At 69.3% G+C, this 16745-nt stretch carries 19 protein-coding genes; 13 read left to right on the forward strand and 6 right to left on the reverse strand.

Annotated features, from left to right (window positions below; translation table 11 throughout):
• The first annotated feature begins 96 nt into the window (after positions 1-96).
• Complete coding sequence (locus tag ABZX02_RS03795; protein ID WP_355294573.1) at positions 97-795, forward strand: SDR family oxidoreductase; 699 nt, start codon at positions 97-99, stop codon at positions 793-795.
• Here ABZX02_RS03795 and ABZX02_RS03800 read toward each other — a convergent pair.
• The gene (locus ABZX02_RS03800) at positions 792-1199 is read right to left on the reverse strand and encodes a hypothetical protein (protein ID WP_355294574.1); all 408 of its coding nucleotides are present in this window, start codon (positions 1197-1199) and stop codon (positions 792-794) included. The two genes, ABZX02_RS03795 and ABZX02_RS03800, sit on opposite strands and share 4 nt — an antisense overlap.
• A complete protein-coding gene (locus ABZX02_RS03805; protein ID WP_355294575.1) occupies positions 1196-1774 on the reverse strand; it encodes a DJ-1/PfpI family protein in 579 nt (192 codons plus the stop codon). The genes ABZX02_RS03800 and ABZX02_RS03805 overlap by 4 nt, the downstream gene beginning before the upstream one ends.
• Before the next feature lie 108 nt (positions 1775-1882).
• Between ABZX02_RS03805 and ABZX02_RS03810 the strand changes: the two genes are divergently transcribed.
• The gene (locus tag ABZX02_RS03810; protein ID WP_355294576.1) at positions 1883-2800 is read left to right on the forward strand and encodes a helix-turn-helix domain-containing protein; all 918 of its coding nucleotides are present in this window, start codon (positions 1883-1885) and stop codon (positions 2798-2800) included.
• Here ABZX02_RS03810 and ABZX02_RS03815 read toward each other — a convergent pair.
• Positions 2791-3327 carry an NUDIX hydrolase gene (locus ABZX02_RS03815; RefSeq protein WP_355294577.1) on the reverse strand — a complete coding sequence of 179 codons (537 nt, stop codon included), beginning with the start codon at positions 3325-3327 and terminating at the stop codon, positions 2791-2793. The genes ABZX02_RS03810 and ABZX02_RS03815 overlap by 10 nt on opposite strands.
• Before the next feature lie 54 nt (positions 3328-3381).
• On the opposite strand from ABZX02_RS03815, the gene nucS reads away from it, so the two are divergent.
• The gene (gene nucS / locus ABZX02_RS03820) at positions 3382-4041 is read left to right on the forward strand and encodes an endonuclease NucS (RefSeq protein WP_355294578.1); all 660 of its coding nucleotides are present in this window, start codon (positions 3382-3384) and stop codon (positions 4039-4041) included.
• Here nucS and ABZX02_RS03825 read toward each other — a convergent pair.
• Complete coding sequence (locus ABZX02_RS03825) at positions 4038-4565, reverse strand: hypothetical protein (RefSeq protein ID WP_355294579.1); 528 nt, start codon at positions 4563-4565, stop codon at positions 4038-4040. The two genes, nucS and ABZX02_RS03825, sit on opposite strands and share 4 nt — an antisense overlap.
• 187 nt (positions 4566-4752) lie before the next feature.
• Here ABZX02_RS03825 and ABZX02_RS03830 point away from each other — a divergent pair, with 187 nt between their 5' ends.
• The 4 genes from ABZX02_RS03830 (at position 4753) to ABZX02_RS03845 (ending at position 9526) form a co-directional block, all read left to right on the forward strand.
• Entirely contained in the window at positions 4753-6444 is a 1692-nt protein-coding gene (locus ABZX02_RS03830) for a sodium:solute symporter family protein (RefSeq protein ID WP_355294580.1), read from the forward strand.
• An 11-nt stretch (positions 6445-6455) separates the two neighbouring features.
• On the forward strand, positions 6456-6692 hold the full coding sequence (locus ABZX02_RS03835; protein ID WP_355294581.1) for a hypothetical protein: 237 nt from the start codon (positions 6456-6458) through the stop codon (positions 6690-6692).
• A gap of 227 nt (positions 6693-6919) precedes the next feature.
• On the forward strand, positions 6920-7933 hold the full coding sequence (locus ABZX02_RS03840; RefSeq protein WP_355294582.1) for a hypothetical protein: 1014 nt from the start codon (positions 6920-6922) through the stop codon (positions 7931-7933).
• Positions 7934-8020: 87 nt separating this feature from the next.
• The gene (locus ABZX02_RS03845; RefSeq protein ID WP_355294583.1) at positions 8021-9526 is read left to right on the forward strand and encodes an aldehyde dehydrogenase family protein; all 1506 of its coding nucleotides are present in this window, start codon (positions 8021-8023) and stop codon (positions 9524-9526) included.
• A 24-nt stretch (positions 9527-9550) separates the two neighbouring features.
• On the opposite strand, the gene ABZX02_RS03850 is transcribed toward ABZX02_RS03845, so the two are convergent.
• On the reverse strand, positions 9551-10543 hold the full coding sequence (locus tag ABZX02_RS03850; protein WP_355294584.1) for an iron-siderophore ABC transporter substrate-binding protein: 993 nt from the start codon (positions 10541-10543) through the stop codon (positions 9551-9553).
• 144 nt (positions 10544-10687) lie between these two features.
• Between ABZX02_RS03850 and dhaK the strand changes: the two genes are divergently transcribed.
• The 5 genes from dhaK (at position 10688) to ABZX02_RS03875 (ending at position 16130) form a co-directional block, all read left to right on the forward strand.
• The gene (gene dhaK / locus ABZX02_RS03855; protein WP_355294585.1) at positions 10688-11680 is read left to right on the forward strand and encodes a dihydroxyacetone kinase subunit DhaK; all 993 of its coding nucleotides are present in this window, start codon (positions 10688-10690) and stop codon (positions 11678-11680) included.
• 1 nt (position 11681) lies between these two features.
• On the forward strand, positions 11682-12308 hold the full coding sequence (gene dhaL, locus ABZX02_RS03860; RefSeq protein ID WP_355294586.1) for a dihydroxyacetone kinase subunit DhaL: 627 nt from the start codon (positions 11682-11684) through the stop codon (positions 12306-12308).
• Complete coding sequence (gene dhaM, locus ABZX02_RS03865; RefSeq protein ID WP_355294587.1) at positions 12305-13009, forward strand: dihydroxyacetone kinase phosphoryl donor subunit DhaM; 705 nt, start codon at positions 12305-12307, stop codon at positions 13007-13009. Before dhaL ends, dhaM begins: the two co-directional genes overlap by 4 nt.
• 704 nt (positions 13010-13713) lie before the next feature.
• Complete coding sequence (locus ABZX02_RS03870) at positions 13714-15489, forward strand: 3-hydroxybutyryl-CoA dehydrogenase (RefSeq protein ID WP_355294588.1); 1776 nt, start codon at positions 13714-13716, stop codon at positions 15487-15489.
• A 44-nt stretch (positions 15490-15533) separates the two neighbouring features.
• The gene (locus ABZX02_RS03875; RefSeq protein WP_355294589.1) at positions 15534-16130 is read left to right on the forward strand and encodes a DUF3558 domain-containing protein; all 597 of its coding nucleotides are present in this window, start codon (positions 15534-15536) and stop codon (positions 16128-16130) included.
• Here ABZX02_RS03875 and ABZX02_RS03880 read toward each other — a convergent pair.
• Positions 16127-16339, reverse strand: a complete 213-nt coding sequence (locus ABZX02_RS03880) for a zinc ribbon domain-containing protein (protein WP_355294590.1) — start codon at positions 16337-16339, stop codon at positions 16127-16129. The two genes, ABZX02_RS03875 and ABZX02_RS03880, sit on opposite strands and share 4 nt — an antisense overlap.
• Positions 16340-16371: 32 nt before the next feature.
• Between ABZX02_RS03880 and ABZX02_RS03885 the strand changes: the two genes are divergently transcribed.
• The gene (locus ABZX02_RS03885) at positions 16372-16665 is read left to right on the forward strand and encodes a hypothetical protein (RefSeq protein ID WP_355294591.1); all 294 of its coding nucleotides are present in this window, start codon (positions 16372-16374) and stop codon (positions 16663-16665) included.
• Positions 16666-16745: the final 80 nt, after the last annotated feature.

Raw genomic sequence — 16745 nt, forward strand, 5'->3', positions numbered from 1 at the left:
GAGCCTATGCGCCGCGGTCGTCGTCTGCCTGGGTGTGCCACTCCTAGGTTGAAGGTGTCCTGGCCGGCCTCGGTTCGTGCGCCGAGTGTTGTGGCCATGAGCAAAGTCGTTCTGATCAGTGGAGCTTCCAGCGGTATCGGCGAGGCCACGGCCCGGATCCTGGCCGCTGCGGGGCACAAGGTGTTCCTCGGTGCGCGGCGCGAGGACCGGCTGAAGGCGTTGGCGACCGAGATCGGCGCCGCCTACGCCCCGTTGGACGTGACCTCGCGCGAGTCCTTCCAGTCCTTCGTGGACGCCGCGGTCGCCGAGTACGGCCGTGTCGACGTGCTGGTGAACAACGCGGGCGTGATGCCGTTGTCCCTCATGGACTCGTTGAAGGTCGACGAGTGGGACCGCATGGTGGACGTGAACATCAAGGGCGTGCTGAACGGCATCGCCGCCGTGCTGCCCCTCTTCACCGGCGGAGGGCACGTCGTGAACGTCGCCTCGATCGGCGCGCACCTCGTGACGCCGACGGCCGCCGTGTACTGCGCGACCAAGTACGCGGTGTGGGCGCTGTCCGAGGGGCTGCGCCAGGAACGCGACGACCTGCGCGTCACCGTGATCTCGCCCGGTGTCACGCAGTCCGAGCTGGCGGACACCATCACCGAGGAGCACGCGGCGTCGTTCATGGCGGAGTACCGCAAGAACGCGCTGCCCGCGTCGGCGATCGGTGACGCCATCGCGTACGCGATCTCGCAGCCCGCGTCCGTCGACGTGAACGAGATCGTCGTGCGGCCGGTGGCGGACCGCTAGGCGCCGGTCGTCGAGCCCGGCCGGAGGATCATCAGCACGGTCACGGTGGCCCACAGCAGGTTGAAGATCCCCGTGTACATGGCCAGGTGCTTGACGTCCTTGGTCTGCAACGCCTTCTCCTGACCGGGGATGACCTTGAGGGCCAGCACGAACGCGGCGGCGGTGGTGAGCGCGATCGACACGATCACCCAGGGGTGGCCGGTCACGCCCATCACGCCGGCCGTCGCGAACCCGAAGACCGGCACGGAGATGCCGACGAGCGCGTAGACGCGGCAGATCCGGTGCAGCAGCTCGGGGTTGCCGGTCGTGGTCACGGCCTTCGGGAACATGCTGGCGGCCACCGTGACCGGGCCGATGGCGACGATGGCCGCCAGGACGTGCAGGGACAGGAAGAACTTGCTCACGCGGCCCTCCACGCGGTGCCGCGCCGCTCGTGAGCGAAGAGCTCCTCGACCTCCAGGGCCTTCTGGGCGCCCACCAGGCGTTCGAGCAGGTAGAGGCCCAGGTCGACGCCGGAGGTCACACCGGCGGCGGTGACCAGGTCGCCGTCGTCGACGATGCGGGCGCGGATCGCGTTGACGCCCATGGACTCCAACGCGTGCAGGCCGAGGTGGTTCGTGGTCGCGTTGCGGCCCTTGATCAGGCCGCCGATGGCCAGCAGCAACGAGCCCCCGCACACGGTCGCGATGAGCGCGGTGGCGTCCCTGAGGGCGGGGACGACAGTCGCGGCACCTGCGCTGAGCAGTGCGAACGTCTCCTCCTCCTGGAGGGCCGCGGCGCCGGGGACGACGATCAGGTCGGTGCCCAGATCTAGCCGGGCGGTGGCTTTCAGGGACAGCAGGTTCAGGCCCGCCGGCACCTCGCGCGCGCCCTCCACGGCCACCAGTTCGGTCCGGATCCCACCCGCGTTCAGCGTCTCGTACGGGCCGATCACGTCCAGCGGGTCGAAGCCGTCGAACAACACCACTTGAGCTTTCACGTGCGTCTCCTCGTTCTCGGTGATCAGAACCGTAGGAGGGCGAGAACCCGTCGAGAACTGGCTGGAATGCCATGTTCCAACGGATTCTCGCCAGCTACGGTGGTGGACGTGCACGAGGTTGCAGTGGTAGCGATGGACAGCGTCGTCCCGTTCGACTTCGCGACGGGGGTCGACGCGTTCAGCTGGGTCGGGCGGTACCGGGTGCGCGTCTGCGGTCCGAAGAGGACGGTCGACGCGGGCAGCTTCCAGATCAAGGTCCCGCACGGCCTGGAGTTGTTGTCCGAAGTGGACACCATCGTCCTGCCAGGCCACGATCCCGGGCTCGTCGTGCCGAAGTCGGTGATCGAGGCGTTGAGGAAGGCCGCGGCGCGGGGAGCGAGGATCGCGTCGATCTGCACGGGTGCGTTCGTGTTCGCGGAGACCGGGTTGCTGGACGGGCTCCGGGTCACCACCCACTGGCTGGGTGCCGAGGAGCTGGCGGCGCGGTTCCCGGCGCTGGAGGTCGACCCGGACGTGCTCTACGTCGACAACGGCCAGTTCCTCACGTCCGCGGGTGCCGCGGCGGGCCTCGACCTGTGCCTGCACATGATCCGCCGCGACCACGGTTCCGCGGTCGCGGCCGACGCCGCCCGGTTCGCCGTCATGCCGCTCGAACGCGAGGGCGGGCAGGCGCAGTTCATCGTGACGCCGCCGGTCGCGCCCCAGGGAGCCGAGCTCGAACCGTTGCTGCTGTGGATGGACGCCAACGCGGCGCGCGAGCTGACACTGGAGGACCTCGCACGGCAGGCGGGCATGAGCACGCGCACGTTGAACAGGCGGTTCCGCGAGCAGACCGGCACGACGCCGTTGCAGTGGCTGCACCGGGCGCGGGTCCGCCAGGCGCAGCACCTGCTGGAGACGACGAAGGACCCGGTCGAGCTGATCGCGAGCCGCGTCGGGTTCGGTTCCGCCACGGCGTTCCGCGACAGGTTCAAGCGGATCGCCGGCACCTCACCGCAGAGCTACCGCGCGGCTTTTCAGGGCTGAGAGTGCTCGTGCAGCAGCAGAAGCGTGTACGCGGCGATCGACTGGGCGTCGGTGATCTCGCCCTTGGAGATCATCGCCTCGAACTCGGCGCGCGGGAACCACCGCGACCGCATGTCCTGCTCCTCGTGCTCCCGCTCGTGGAAGCCCTCGTGCAGGTCCGTTGCGAGGAACACGCGGCCGCGCTGCGACGACATGCCGGGCGCGACGTCGAGCAGACCGAGCTCGATCAACCGCCCCGCGCGCAGCCCCGTCTCCTCGCGGAGCTCGCGGCGGGCCAGCTCCAGCGGGTCCGAGTCGGCGCGGTCGGGAGCGGTGCCCTGCGGGAACTCCCAGCGGCGCAGCCCGATCGGGTACCGGAACTGCTCGACGAGCCGCACGCGTTCGCCGTCGAGGGGGATGATCAGCGCGAAGTCCGGCTTGTCGACCACGCCGTAGATCCCGCTCGAACCGTCCGCGCGCTGGATCTCGTCCTCGCGCACGGTCATCCACGGGTTTGCGTACACCTGACGGGTGCCGAGGCTCTCCACGCCACGGACCGTACCTAACGACCGGGTGCTGGACGCACCCCGTAGCCTGTCGCGGTGCGTCTCGTCATCGCTCGCTGCAAGGTCGACTACGTAGGCCGACTCACCGCCCACCTGCCCATGGCGCAGCGCCTGCTGCTCGTCAAGGCCGACGGCTCGGTGTCGATCCACTCCGACGACCGCGCCTACAAGCCGTTGAACTGGATGAGCCCGCCCTGCTGGCTGATCGAGGACCCGGACATCTGGACGGTGCAGAACAAGGCGGGGGAGAAGCTGATCATCACCCTCGACGAGGTGCTGCACGACTCCAAGCACGAGCTCGGCCCGGAGCCCGGCCTGCAGAAGGACGGCGTCGAGGCCGACCTGCAGAAGCTGCTCGCCGAGCACGTCACGACCCTGGGCGACGGCTGGACGCTGGTGCGCCGCGAGTTCCCGACGGCGATCGGCCCGGTGGACCTGATGTGCCGCGACGCCGCCGGCGCCTCGGTCGCCGTGGAGATCAAGCGGCGCGGGGAGATCGACGGCGTCGAGCAGCTGACCCGGTACCTGGAGCTGCTGAACCGCGACCCGTTGCTGGCGCCGGTGGCCGGGGTGTTCGCGGCGCAGCAGATCAAGCCGCAGGCGCGGGTGCTGGCGGAGGACCGCGGGATCCGGTGCGTGGTGCTGGACTACGACGCGTTGCGCGGGATCGAGCCGGACGAGTTCCGGCTGTTCTAGCGGACCGAGCGGTAGTGGCGGACGTTCATGAGCTCGACCGCCTCCTTCAGCCCGCAGCCCGCCACCTCCCTGATCCGCTTGATCGCCAGGATCGTCTTGCCGTCGTCCAGCAACTGGAGGATCTCCGTGCGCGCGGGGCCGGGCCACGTCACCCACTGCCGCGCCCCGTGACACCACGTGCACGTCTCGCCTGCTCGTGCGCGGCTGCCTGACTGGACGTCACCGCACTCGGGGCAGTTCCACGTCGTGAGCTCCGCCGAGCAGTCGTCGCACAACGCGCCGAACGGGTAGTCGTCGCGGTTGCCCGCCGGTGCCTTGTGGCACTTGGTGCAGCGGAGGTCGACACCGATGCGCTCGGCGAGCACCGCCACGGCCTCGACGGACAGGAGGCGGTCGTGGTCCGACGCGTCGGTCTGGAGCTTGTACATCGCCACGTCCGACATGCCGTGCAGGACGTACGCCCACGCTTCGGCGTACCGGGCTTCCGGCAGCGTGTCCAAGAACGTGATCGCGGCGTCCGTCATGCTCTGAGTCTCGGCGCCGAACGCACTCCCGCGCACCAGAATTACCTGCTGCGTGACTTCAGCGAGCGACGGCTCAAACCTCGTGGTTTGGTGATCAACCACACGGGGTAGGACTCCGCTCACCTGGAGTACTGTCCTCTCCTGGTCGATGGTGTTCGACTTTGTTTGAGTTCTTGGGAGGTGGACGGTGTCGATCTTGGCCGAGGCGGACCTGCGGCTCGACGCGGGACCGATCGACTACGCGTTGCTGTTGATCTACTTCGTGGTGGTTCTCGGCATCGGCGTCATGGCGAGACGATCCGTCTCCTCCAGCCTCGACTTCCTGCTGTCGGGCCGGTCGCTGCCCGCGTGGGTCACCGGTCTCGCGTTCATCTCCGCGAACCTCGGCGCGCTCGAGCTGATGGGCATGACGGCCAACGGCGCGCAGTACGGCATGGCGACCGTGCACTACTACTGGATCGGCGCCATCCCCGCGATGGTGTTCCTCGGTCTCGTGATGATGCCGTTCTACTACGGCTCGAAAGTGCGCAGCGTTCCCGAGTTCATGCGCCGCCGGTTCGGCAAGCCGGCCCACCTGGTCAACGCTATCAGCTTCGCCGTCGCGCAGATCCTGATCGCGGGCATCAACCTGTTCGCGCTCGCGGTCATCATCGACGCGCTGCTCGGGTGGCCGCTGCCGGTGTCGATCTGCGTCGCGGCGCTGGTCGTCCTCGCGTACACGACGCTGGGCGGTCTGTCCGCCGCCATCTACAACGAGGTGCTGCAGTTCTTCGTCATCGTGGCCGCGCTGGCGCCGTTGACGATCGTCGGCCTGATCAAGGTCGGCGGCTGGCAGGGCCTGGTCGAGAAGGTGACGGACCAGGAGCAGCTCTCGGCGTGGCCCGCGACGGAGCTCACCGGCATCAACAGTCCGGTGTGGAGTGTCATCGGCCTGGTGTTCGGTCTCGGCTTCGTGCTGTCGTTCGGGTACTGGACGACGAACTTCGCCGAGGTGCAGCGCGCGATGAGCGCCAAGTCGATGTCGGCGGCCAAGCGCACGCCGATCATCGGCGCGTACCCCAAGGCGTTGATCCCGGCGATCATCATCATCCCCGGCATCATCGCCGCGGTGATCGTGCCGGAGATGGCGCAGCTCAAGGCCGGTGACACCAGCAGTGGCGTGGTCTACAACAACGTGCTGCCGCTGCTGATGCGCGACCTGCTGCCCAACGGCATCCTCGGCATCGCGATCACCGGTCTGCTGGCGAGCTTCATGGCCGGTGTGGCGGCGAACGTCAGCTCGTTCAACACCGTGTTCACGTACGACCTGTGGCAGGACTACGTGAAGAAGGACCGGCCGGACGAGTACTACCTGCGCGTCGGACGTCTCGCCACGGTCGGTGCGTGCGTGCTCGCGATCGGCACGGCGTTCATCGCGGCGTCGCTCGGCGGGTCCAACATCATGGACTACATCCAGGCGCTGTTCTCGTTCTTCAACGCGCCGTTGTTCGCGACGTTCATCCTCGGCATGTTCTGGAAGCGGATGACGCCGACCGCGGGCTGGGTCGGTCTGCTCGCGGGCACGTTCACCGCGATCTTCATCTACGCGATCTCGGAGCCGTCGTTCGGCATCGAGCTGCTCGAGCTGCCCGGTCAGGGCGCGAGCTTCCTCGGCGCGGGTCTCGCGTTCGCGGTCGACATCGTGGTGAGCGTCGCGGTCAGCCTCGTCACGAGGCCGAAGCCGGACAGCGAGCTCGGCGGGCTGGTCTACAGCCTCACGCCCAAGGAGGACAGGGCGCACGGCACCACCGGTGAGGACGCGGGCTGGTACCGCTCGCCCGCGCTGCTCGGTGGCGGCGTGCTGGCCCTGACCACCGTTCTCTACTTCATCTTCGGCTGAGGGAGGCCGCCATGAGGTTGTTCGACCTGCGACTGATCATCGCTTTCCTCTTCGGCCTGTACGGCGTCGTACTCGTCGTCATCGGGCTCGGGTTCACATCCGACGACGACCTGAAGAAGGCCGAAGGGGTCAACATCAACCTGTGGGCCGGCATCGCGATGGCGGTGCTGGCGGTGGCGTTCGCCGCGTGGGCGCTGCTGCGGCCTCAGTTCGCGGACACGGACAAGCAGCCGCTCAAGGAGCTATGACTGGGGACGACCAGGGTAAACAGGGTTGAAGGCCTCGATCGTCCACGCGTCGAGCCAGTTGATTGCGCGGCGAATTCGGTTTCGCACGTCTCTCCTTCTGTCGGGGTCTTCACCAGGTACATCGCGTCGATCTTCTGAATCGTTCCCGTAGCGCAGGGTGACATGTGCCACGGGACAACTCGGGGTACCGCCCACGAACGCGCGCAAAGGTCGCTACCGTGCACGTCGTGCCTCGTTTTCGTGCAACCGCCGTGGTCGCCGCCGCCGCGTTGCTGATGGCCGGTTGCGCCACCGGCCCGGGTCTTGCCAAGACCAACTCGCCGCGCCGCACCGTGCAGGCGGGTGTGGACACGACGACCACCACCGATCCGTCGACCAAGCCGTCGTCGGATCCGGGCAAGCCCGTCGACCCGGCGTTCGCGTCGGAACGGCTGCGGCTGGTCAACCCGTGCGCGTTGATCGAGAAGGACCTCCTGCAGACGGTCGGCACGCCGTCGAGGTACTCGAGCAGCTCCTACACGCGCTGCTCGAACTACATGAAGGACAAGTCCGGCAAGACGCTCAACCTCACGCTGGACATCGGCTACTCGCTGACGTCGTCCGAGCTGAAGAAGGCGACCAAGCAGGTCGCCGGCCTCAAACTGGCCGAGCAGAAGCTGAACAACACGTCGTGCTTCCTCTCGGCCGTGACGCAGGAGAACCCCGCCCTGGCCGTGCGGTTGCAGGTCAGCACCGGCACCGAGGGCAACGAGGCGTGCGAGCCGGGCCTCAAGGTGCTCGAAGGCGCCGTGCGCAAGCTCAAGGGCAACCCGCAGCGGTACACCCCGCCGAAGGGGTCGCCGGTCGAGGTCGACCCGTGCGCGGTCGTGGAGAAGTCGGCGCTCTCGCCGGTGCTGGGCGCCTCGCCGCGGCCGCTGCCGTTCGGTCTGCACCAGTGCTCGTGGTCGGGGCAGAGCGCGCAGATGCAGATCGAGTTCCGCACCACGCGCATCCCGAAGGACGGCAAGTTCGACACCAGATCCGTCGAGGTCGACCTCGGTGGCGGGGTGAAGGGCTACCAGGCGCTCAAGGAGACCGCTTATCCGTCGTGCGAGCTCGTGCTGGTCCGGACGAAGGACGCGTCCGACGCGGGCGAGATCGTGGAGTTCACGGTCGCGGGTCTGAAGGAGAAGCAGCTGGACCGCTGCGCCGCCGTTCAGGCGTTCGCCAAGGCGGTTCTGCCCGCGCTGCCCCAGGCCTGACGCTCCCGGGCGGAGCCAGGCGGGGGCTGAAAGTTCTCCTGGTACGCGTTAGGGTCGCGGTTACTGGCGAGTACCTGGAGGGCCCCCATGACGCAGACCGCTTCGGACAGCGCGCTGTCGGCCGATGGCGAGCAGCGGCGGTTCGCATCACTGGACCCGCGCACGGGTGAGGTCGTCGCCCACCACCCCGTCCACACGGCCGACGAGGTGCAGGACGCGGTGTCGTCCGCGCGCGAGGCTGCGGCGTGGTGGGCGGGTCTCGGGTTCGAGGGCCGCAAGACCAAGCTCGACGCGTGGCGCAAGATCCTCTCGCAGCGGTCGGACGAGTTCATCTCGTTGATCAGCGCGGAGACGGGCAAGCCTGCGGACGACTCCCGCGTCGAGGTCGCGCTGGTGATGGACCACCTGCACTGGGCCGCGCGCCATGCCGGTCGTGTGCTGGGCAAGCGCCGTGTGTCGTCAGGCATGTTGATGGTCAACCACAGTGCGTCGCTGGAGTACCGGCCGTTGGGCGTCATCGGCGTCATCGGGCCGTGGAACTACCCCGCGCACACGCCGATGGGGTCCATCTCGTACGCGCTGTCGGCCGGCAACGCCGTGGTGTTCAAGCCCTCGGAGTTCACGCCGGGCGTCGGCACGTTCCTCGCGTCGACGTTCACTGAGGCCGTGCCGGAGTACCCGGTGTTCCAGGTGGTCACGGGCTTCGGCGAGACGGGCGCGGCACTGGTCGGCGCCGGCGTCGACAAGATCGCGTTCACCGGCTCCACCCGTACCGGCAAGAAGGTCATGGCCGCGGCCGCCGCGTCGCTGACGCCGGTGCTGGTCGAGTGCGGTGGCAAGGACGCGCTGATCGTCGACTCGGACGCCGACCTGACCGCCGCCGCCGAGGCCGCGATCTGGGGCGCGGTGTCGAACGCCGGCCAGACGTGCGCGGGCGTGGAGCGGATCTACGTGGCCGAGGACGTCGCCGACCAGTTCATCGAGATCGTGGTGAAGCGGGCGAAGAAGCTCAAGCCGGGCGGTGAGCCGAACGCGAACCTCGGGCCGATCACGATGCCGTCGCAGGTGGAGATCATCCGCGAGCACGTGCAGGACGCGCTGGACCGCGGCGGCAAGGCGCTGGTGGGCGGTCCCGACTCGATCAGGCCGCCGTACGTCGAGCCGGTGGTGCTCACGGACGTGCCGGAGGACTCCGTCGCGGTCACCGAGGAGACCTTCGGGCCGACCGTGGTGATCAACCGGGTGCCGAACGCGCTGGAGGGCGTGCGCCTCGCGAACCAGTCGAAGTACGGGCTGGGCGCGGCGGTGTTCTCGAAGTCGCGCGGTGAGGAGCTGGCCGCGGAGCTGCGGGTCGGCATGGTGTCGGTCAACTCGGTGCTGACCTACGCGGCGATCCCCGGGCTGCCGTTCGGCGGGGTCGGCGACTCCGGGTTCGGGCGCATCCACGGCGAGGACGGGCTGCGCGAGTTCGCCTACGCCAAGGCCGTGACGAAGCTGAAGTTCAAGTCGCTGATCGACATGGCGACGTTCGACCGGTCGTCCATGGCGGGCAAGCAGATGCTGCGCCTCGCGCGGATGCTCTTCGGTCGCTGAGGAGCATCCGCGCTCCGAGGGTTTCTAGGCGCCGAGCTGGGTCTTCATGTCGTCGAGGACCACGTTCGCGGCGAGCACGCCGAGGCCGAGGAAGTAGGTCTCGTCGAGGACCGGCTTGGCCTTGCCCCCCTTGACGGCGTTCAGGCCGGTCCACAGCGGACCGCCGAGGACGGACGCCTGCGCGGTCTTGGCCGGGTCGCCGTAGGTCGAGTAGAGGATGAAGTCGCCGTCGGCCTTGCCGATCTCCTCCGCGCTGACCTCCGCGGCGAGGTCGTCCACCTGGGACGGGGTCGGCTGGCCGATCTTGGCGTCGATCAGGATCGTGCCGATGAACGACTTCTTGGCGTACAGGCGGATGCGGCCGGGCATGAAGCGCAGCGCCGTCACCGTGGGGCGGACGCCCAACTTCTTCTCGATGGCGTTGCCGGTCTCGACGGCCTTGTTCGTGTAGTCCTCGAGCATCTTCGCGGCGTCGGCCTGGCGGTCGAGGGCGGCGGCGTTGAGGAGGAAGTTCTCCTTCCACACGTAGCCGGGGCGCACGCTGAACACCGTGGGGGCGATCGCCGAGAGCTTCGGGTAGAGGGCCTCGGCGCGCAGCTGCGAGCCCAGGATGAGGTCCGGGTCGAGCTTGGTGATCGCCTCGAGGTTGAGGTTGTTGGTGGTGCCGACGTTCTCCGGCTTTCCGCCCTTGTCGCCGATGTAGGTCGGCATGGTGGGGGAGCCGTCGGTGTAGGCGATGCCCACGGGCTTGATGCCGAGCGCCACGACGTTGTCGAGCTCGCCCGTGTCGAGCACGACCACCCGTTCGGGTTTCTTCTCGAGCTTGGTCTCACCCATCGCGTGCTTGATCGTGCGGGGGAACTCGCCGGGCTTCTGCGTCGTGCCGAACCCGTTGCTCAGCTCGGTCGCCTTGCCGAAGTCGTCGCCACCTTGGGCGACAGACGGCGGTTCCGGCGTGCTGGAGCAGGCGGTCAGGGTCAGGGCGGCTGCGAGGAGCAGCGCTGCTCTCTTGGACACGACGTTGTTCCTCCACTACGGAACGTGATGTTGACCTGCATTTCTTAGGGCAGGCTAACGGTAGCGGGGTCCTTTGCCCGTTCCGAGTGTCAGACCCCCGGAGTAAGAAGGAACACGGTCACCGCCGATCGGGAGGGCTGTTCGATGAAGAAGATCATCAATGATCCGGAAACCGTGGTGCAGGACGCGCTGCGCGGAATGCAGGCCGCCCATCCCGATCTGCTGGAGGTGCACCAGGACCCGGCGGTCGTGGTGCGGGCCGGTGGGCCGCGGCAGGGCAAGGTCGCGCTGATCTCGGGTGGCGGGTCGGGGCACGAACCGCTGCACGGCGGGTTCGTGGGGCGCGGCATGCTCGACGCGGCCTGTCCCGGCCCGGTGTTCACGTCGCCCACGTCGGACCAGGTGGTCGACGCGGTCGCGCGCACGGACGGCGGCGCGGGGGCGCTGCTGATCGTGAAGAACTACACGGGCGACGTGCTGAACTTCGAGATGGCCGCCGAGCTGGCGGAGACCGAGGTCCGTTCGGTCGTGATCGACGACGACGTGGCGGTGAAGGACTCGCTGTACACGGCGGGGCGCCGCGGCGTCGGCGGCACGGTGCTGCTGGAGAAGATCGTGGGCGCGGCGGCCGAGCGGGGCGACGACCTGGCGGCGTGCGAGGCGCTGGCGCAGCGGGTGATCTCGTCGGTGCGGTCGATGGGGCTCGCGCTCACCGCGTGCACGGTGCCGCACGTCGGCTCGCCGTCGTTCGAGCTGGCTGACGGCGAGATGGAGCTCGGCGTCGGCATCCACGGCGAACCGGGCCGGCAGACGGTCGCGGTCGGCACCGCGTCCGAGATGGTGTCGGCGTTGCTGGAGCCGATCCTGGAGGACCTGCCGTTCGCGTCGGGGGACAGGGTCCTGCTGTTCACGAACGGGATGGGCGGCACGCCGCTCATCGAGCTGTACCTGGCGCACGGCATCGCGGAACAACTGCTGGCGGATCGGGGGATCACGGTGGAACGCAGGTTGGTGGGCCCGTACATCACGAGCCTGGAGATGCAGGGCATGAGCCTCACGCTGCTGCGCCTCGACGACGAGATGGTCGAGCTGTGGGACGCGCCGGTCCACACGCCCGCGCTGCGGTGGGGAGTCTGAGGTGGGGTGCACGGCTGAGGACGTCGTGGCGGCCGTCCGAGCCGCCGCGGCCGTCATAGCGGACCACCGCGACGAGCTGGTCCGCCTGGACCAGGCGATCGGCGACGCCGACCACGGCGAGAACATGAAGCGCGGCTTCACCGCCGTGGTGTCCCGTTTGGACGCCGAGCCGCCGGACACGCCGGCCAAGGTCCTGAAGCTGGTGGCCACCACCCTGATCTCCACGGTGGGCGGCGCGGCGGGCCCGTTGTACGGCACGGCGTTCCTGCGCGCCTCGGCCGCGGTGGGCGACGCGACCGAGTTGGACCAGGCCGTGGTGGCCCGAGCCCTGCGGGCCGCGCTCGACGGCGTGATCGCCCGAGGCAAGGCCGCGGTGGGCGACAAGACGATGGTCGACGCCCTCACCCCGGCCGTGGCCGCGGCGGAGTGCGCCGAAGGCACCGTCGCCGCCACCCTGTCCGCGGCAGCCGACGCGGCCGAGGAGGGCGCCTCCTCGACGGTGCCCATGGTGGCCCGCAAGGGCAGGGCCTCCTACCTGGGCGAGCGCAGCGCGAACCACATGGACCCGGGCTCCCGCTCCACGGCGCTGCTCCTGCGCGCCTTCGCCGACGCGGCGGCCAAGTCGTGACGGCCGCAACGCCCAGCCGAGTGGGCCTGGTCGTCGTCTCGCACAGCGACATGCTGGCCAACGGAGTGGCGGAACTGGCCGCCCAGATGGCCCCGGACGTCGCGGTGATCCCGGTGGGCGGCACCGAGGAGGGCGGCCTGGGCACCGACTACGGAGCCGTGGTCGAAGCCCTGGCAGACGCCGACTCGGGCGCGGGTGTAGTGGTCCTCTACGACCTGGGCAGCGCCAAGATGACGGCGGAGATGGCCGTGGAGTCGGCAGACGACCCGTCCCGCTACGCGGTGGTGGACGCACCACTGGTGGAAGGCGCGGTAGCCGCAGCCGTTGCGGCACAAGGAGTCTCGCCGCTGGCCGACGTGGCAGCCGCAGCAGAGGGAGCCTCAGGCGAGACCCCGGCAACAGCACCGAGCAGGCCGTCACTGCATCTGGTGCCAGACGCCGTGACAGCAGAGATCCTGCTGACCAACGAGGTGGGCCTGCACGCGCGACCAGCAGCCCTGCTGTCCCGCACGGTGGCCGAGCTCGACGCCGACGTGCTGGTCCGCTACGGCACCGAGGAGGCGAACGCGGCCAGCGTCCTGGCCCTGATGGGCCTGAGCGCGCCCGGCGGCAAGTCGATCACCGTCGTGGCCACGGGCAGGGACGCGGGCGAGGCGGTGCGCCGCATCGAGGAACTGGCAGAAAGGGGCTTCGACGACTGACCGCCGCAAGACGACCTGGGCGGAGGCGGCGCGCGGTCAGGCGGTGCGCTGCCTACTGACGCGGGTGGGTGACTTGCGGGCAGACGGCTTGCGGGCAGGGTGGCGCGCTGCCGCCATGCTGCTGTCGCCGCACAGGCCACTTCGCTTTGGCCTCGCCAACGCCACCCACGTGCCTTGCGTTTCGCGCTGCGTGTTCCCGGCCGCGCAGCCTCGCTGCCTCTCCGCCGACCTCAGTCCGGCCGCTGCTTCACCCGCGTCGGCCGCGCAGCCGTGCCTCGCCGCTGCCACCGCCCCCCGGCGCAGCCCGCCGCTGCGGCCCACCCGCCGCGAGCCCACCCCACCCGGCGCAATTCCGCCGCCGCTCGCCTCCACCACGCCCACCCGCCGCGAGCCCACCCCACCCGGCGCAGCCCCACCGCTGCTCCACCCGCTACGGCCCGGCCGTCGCTCGACCCCCGGCCGCTCGCCTCTCAAACCCACCCCACCCCGCCGACCCCCCACCCCGCCTCGACCTCAGATGGCGCAACCCAGCGTTCCCCCACACGGGTTCATCAGCTAAAACACCGCACCACCCCCACCCCTAGACCGATAACTGTTTCGATCCTGATGGCGAAGCTCACGACGCCCACCACCGCCGACAGTGGCATAGTCGCCCGCAAGTTACTCCTTGGTAGCCCACGCTTTACCCCGCAGGGAGGTCTGCAGTGGCGCGCGAAATCAACACCGTCGGAGTCGTCGGCTTCGGAACCATGGGCGCGGGCATCGTGGAGGTACTCGCGCGCACCGGGCTCACCGTCAAGGTGGTGGAGGTCGACGCGGCGGGTGTCGAGCGCGGCCTCGGGCACCTCGAGCACTCGACGAAGCGCGCGGTGTCGCGGGAGAAGCTGACCGCGGACGAGGCGGCCGCGCTCCACGACAGGGTCAGCACGAGCCTCGACCTGCACACGCTGGCCGACTGCGACCTCGTCGTCGAGGCGGTGCCGGAGAGCATCGGGCTGAAGGCCGAGATCTTCAAGGCGCTCGACGAGATCCTCGAGCCCGAGGCGATCATCGCGTCCAACACGTCGTCGCTGTCGATCACCGAGATCGGCGTCGCGACCAAGCGGCCCGGCAAGGTCGTGGGGCTGCACTTCTTCAACCCCACGCAGGTCCTCAAGCTGGTCGAGGTCGTGCGCACGGTGGTCACGGAGCCGGACGTGATCACGGACGTGGTCGCGTTCACGGAGCGGCTCGGCAAGTCGCCGGTCGTCATCGGGGACCGGGCCGGCTTCATCGCCAACGCGTTGTTGTTCCCGTACCTCAACCACGCCGTGAAGATGTTGGAGTCCAAGTACGCCACGCGCGAGGACCTCGACGCCGCCATGCGGTACGGGTGCGGTTATCCGATGGGACCGTTGGCGTTGCTGGACCTCATCGGTCTCGACACCGCCTACGAGATCCTCGACACGATGTACCACCAGTCGCGCAACCGGCTGCACTCGCCGGCTCCGCTGCTCAAGCAGATGATCACGGCCGGGCTGCTCGGGCGGAAGACCGGGCGCGGTTTCTACACCTACGACGGGCCCGACTCGCCGACGGTCGTCCGGGACGCGCTCACGCCGTCCGAAGTGGACAGTGCCACGCAGGCGCGCGACGTCCAGCGGGTCGGGGTCATCGGCACGGGCACGATGGCGACCGGCATCGTCGAGGTGTTCGCCAAGCGCGGGTACGACGTCGTGCTCCGGGCGCGCAGCCTCGACAAGGCGGAGAAGGCGATCGGCGCGGTGCGCAAGTCGCTGGAGCGGGCGGTCAGCAAGGGCAAGCTGTCCGAGCAGGACCGCGACGCGACGCTGCAGCGGATCTCGCCCGCGGTGGAGTTCGTGGAACTGGCCGACTGCGACCTGGTCGTCGAGGCGGTGGCCGAGGAGATCGGGATCAAGAAGGAGGTCTTCGCGGCGCTCGACGAGGTGTGCAAGCCCGGTGCGGTGCTCGCGACGACCACGTCCTCACTGCCCGTCATCGAGGTCGCGGCGGCCACGAGCAGGCCCGCGGACGTCGTGGGGCTGCACTTCTTCAACCCCGCGCAGGTCATGAAGCTGGTCGAGGTCGTGGAGACCATCTCCACGGGCGCCGACGTGGTCGCGACGGCCCGCAAGATCTGCCTCGACCTCGGCAAGCACCCGGTGCACTGCGGTGATGTGGCCGGCTTCATCGTCAACGCGCTGCTCTTCCCGTACCTGAACGACGCGGTGAAGATGCTGGAGGCGCACTACGCCGAGGCCGACGACATCGACAACGCCATGAAGGTCGGCTGCGGCCTGCCGATGGGACCGTTCGCGCTGCTCGACGTCGTGGGGCTGGACGTCTCGCTGGCGATCCAGCGCACGCTCTACAACGAGTTCCGCGAGCCCGGGTTCGCGCCGGCGCCGCTGCTGGAACACCTGGTCACGGCCGGTCGTCTCGGTCGCAAGACGGGCAAGGGGTTCCGCGACTACTCGTGAGCCGTTCACAGGGGCACCATGTCGCGTCTGGCATGGTGGTGGCCATGCGGCGACTGGTGCTCCTGTTGGCTGTCCTCGTGCTCGCGTCCGGTTGTGCGCGTGCGATCGTCGAGGGCAGTCCCGTCGCGCAGGCGCCGCTCGACGTGACCTCGCCGTTCGACCAGGACGGCTCGTCGTCGGACCCGAGCACCGAGCCCACCGAGTCCGAGGACCCGGAGACCGCGCCGGTCGACGGGGAGATCACGCCCACCTGCGCCAAGCTCAAGTGGACGGACCTGCCCTACCCCGGCGCCAAGGCCGAGACGCCGCCCACGCAGATCAACTACGACTCCACGTTCGAGGAGTCGTGCCGCTGGACGACAAAGGTCGACGACGTCGAGGTCGGCGTCTCCCTGCGCGTGCGCGACGGCAAGCAGATCAAGATCGAGCGCACCACCGGCGAGTGGGACATCAAGGAGCACAAGGTGTCCTACCTCGACCGCTCCGGCGAACCGGAGGTCGAGCCGTCGTGCGTGCTCACGTTGCCTTACAACGGCGGCGGGCTCGGCATCATCGTCATCGACTCGACGGGCAAGTTCGGCGGCGTCTGCGACCAGGGTCGCAAGATCGCCGAGCTGATGATCGAGCGCGAAGCTGCCTAACCGCAGCACCCGCCACCGCAGCACCCACCGCCACCGCCACCGCCACCGGGCGCGGCCTGCTGCGTCCCGCCGATCCCGGCCATGGACAGCAGCTTCACCGTGTCGGGGTGGCCCTCGGGACAGCTCGCCGGAGCGGACGACTCGCTCATCGGGCGCTGCACGTCGAAGGTGTCGTCGCAGGTTCGGCAACGGAACTCGTAGGTCGGCACGCCCTGATTCTACGAGCGGTTACCGTGTGGCCGTGCCTCGTCGTAACAGCCCCAAGCCAGAAGAACCCCGGCCGCTCGGCGGGGGTGTCGGCTGGGCGCGTGCCGAGTCGGGTCCGGACGGCGACTGGCTGGTGCGCGCCATCTCGGGTGCGCAGGCGCAGAAGACCTACCGCTGTCCCGGGTGCGACCACGAGATCCGCCCCGGCGTGGCGCACGTCGTGGCGTGGCCCGCGGAGGAGACGGGCTCGGTGGAGGAGCGCCGCCACTGGCACCAGGCGTGCTGGGACTCGCGCGGCCGGCGTGGGCCGACCGCGCGCCGCGGGTGAGCAGCGAGATGCCGACCTGCTCGCGCCAGCGCGCCCGGCGCCACCCGTACAAGTGCGGGCGCTAGAAGGGCGGGGGGTGG

The organism is Lentzea sp. NPDC003310 (genome assembly GCF_040610935.1).
Lineage (GTDB): Bacteria > Actinomycetota > Actinomycetes > Mycobacteriales > Pseudonocardiaceae > Lentzea.

What these genes read in the sequence shown, in the direction of transcription:
- ABZX02_RS03845 (WP_355294583.1), top strand. Translation starts at nt 8,021, where the DNA reads ATGACGCAGACCGCTTCGGACAGCGCGCTGTCGGCCGATGGCGAGCAG.
- ABZX02_RS03835 (WP_355294581.1), top strand. Translation starts at nt 6,456, where the DNA reads ATGAGGTTGTTCGACCTGCGACTGATCATCGCTTTCCTCTTCGGCCTG.
- ABZX02_RS03875 (WP_355294589.1), top strand. Translation starts at nt 15,534, where the DNA reads ATGCGGCGACTGGTGCTCCTGTTGGCTGTCCTCGTGCTCGCGTCCGGT.
- ABZX02_RS03825 (WP_355294579.1), bottom strand. Translation starts at nt 4,565, where the DNA reads ATGACGGACGCCGCGATCACGTTCTTGGACACGCTGCCGGAAGCCCGG.
- dhaK (WP_355294585.1), top strand. Translation starts at nt 10,688, where the DNA reads ATGAAGAAGATCATCAATGATCCGGAAACCGTGGTGCAGGACGCGCTG.
- ABZX02_RS03795 (WP_355294573.1), top strand. Translation starts at nt 97, where the DNA reads ATGAGCAAAGTCGTTCTGATCAGTGGAGCTTCCAGCGGTATCGGCGAG.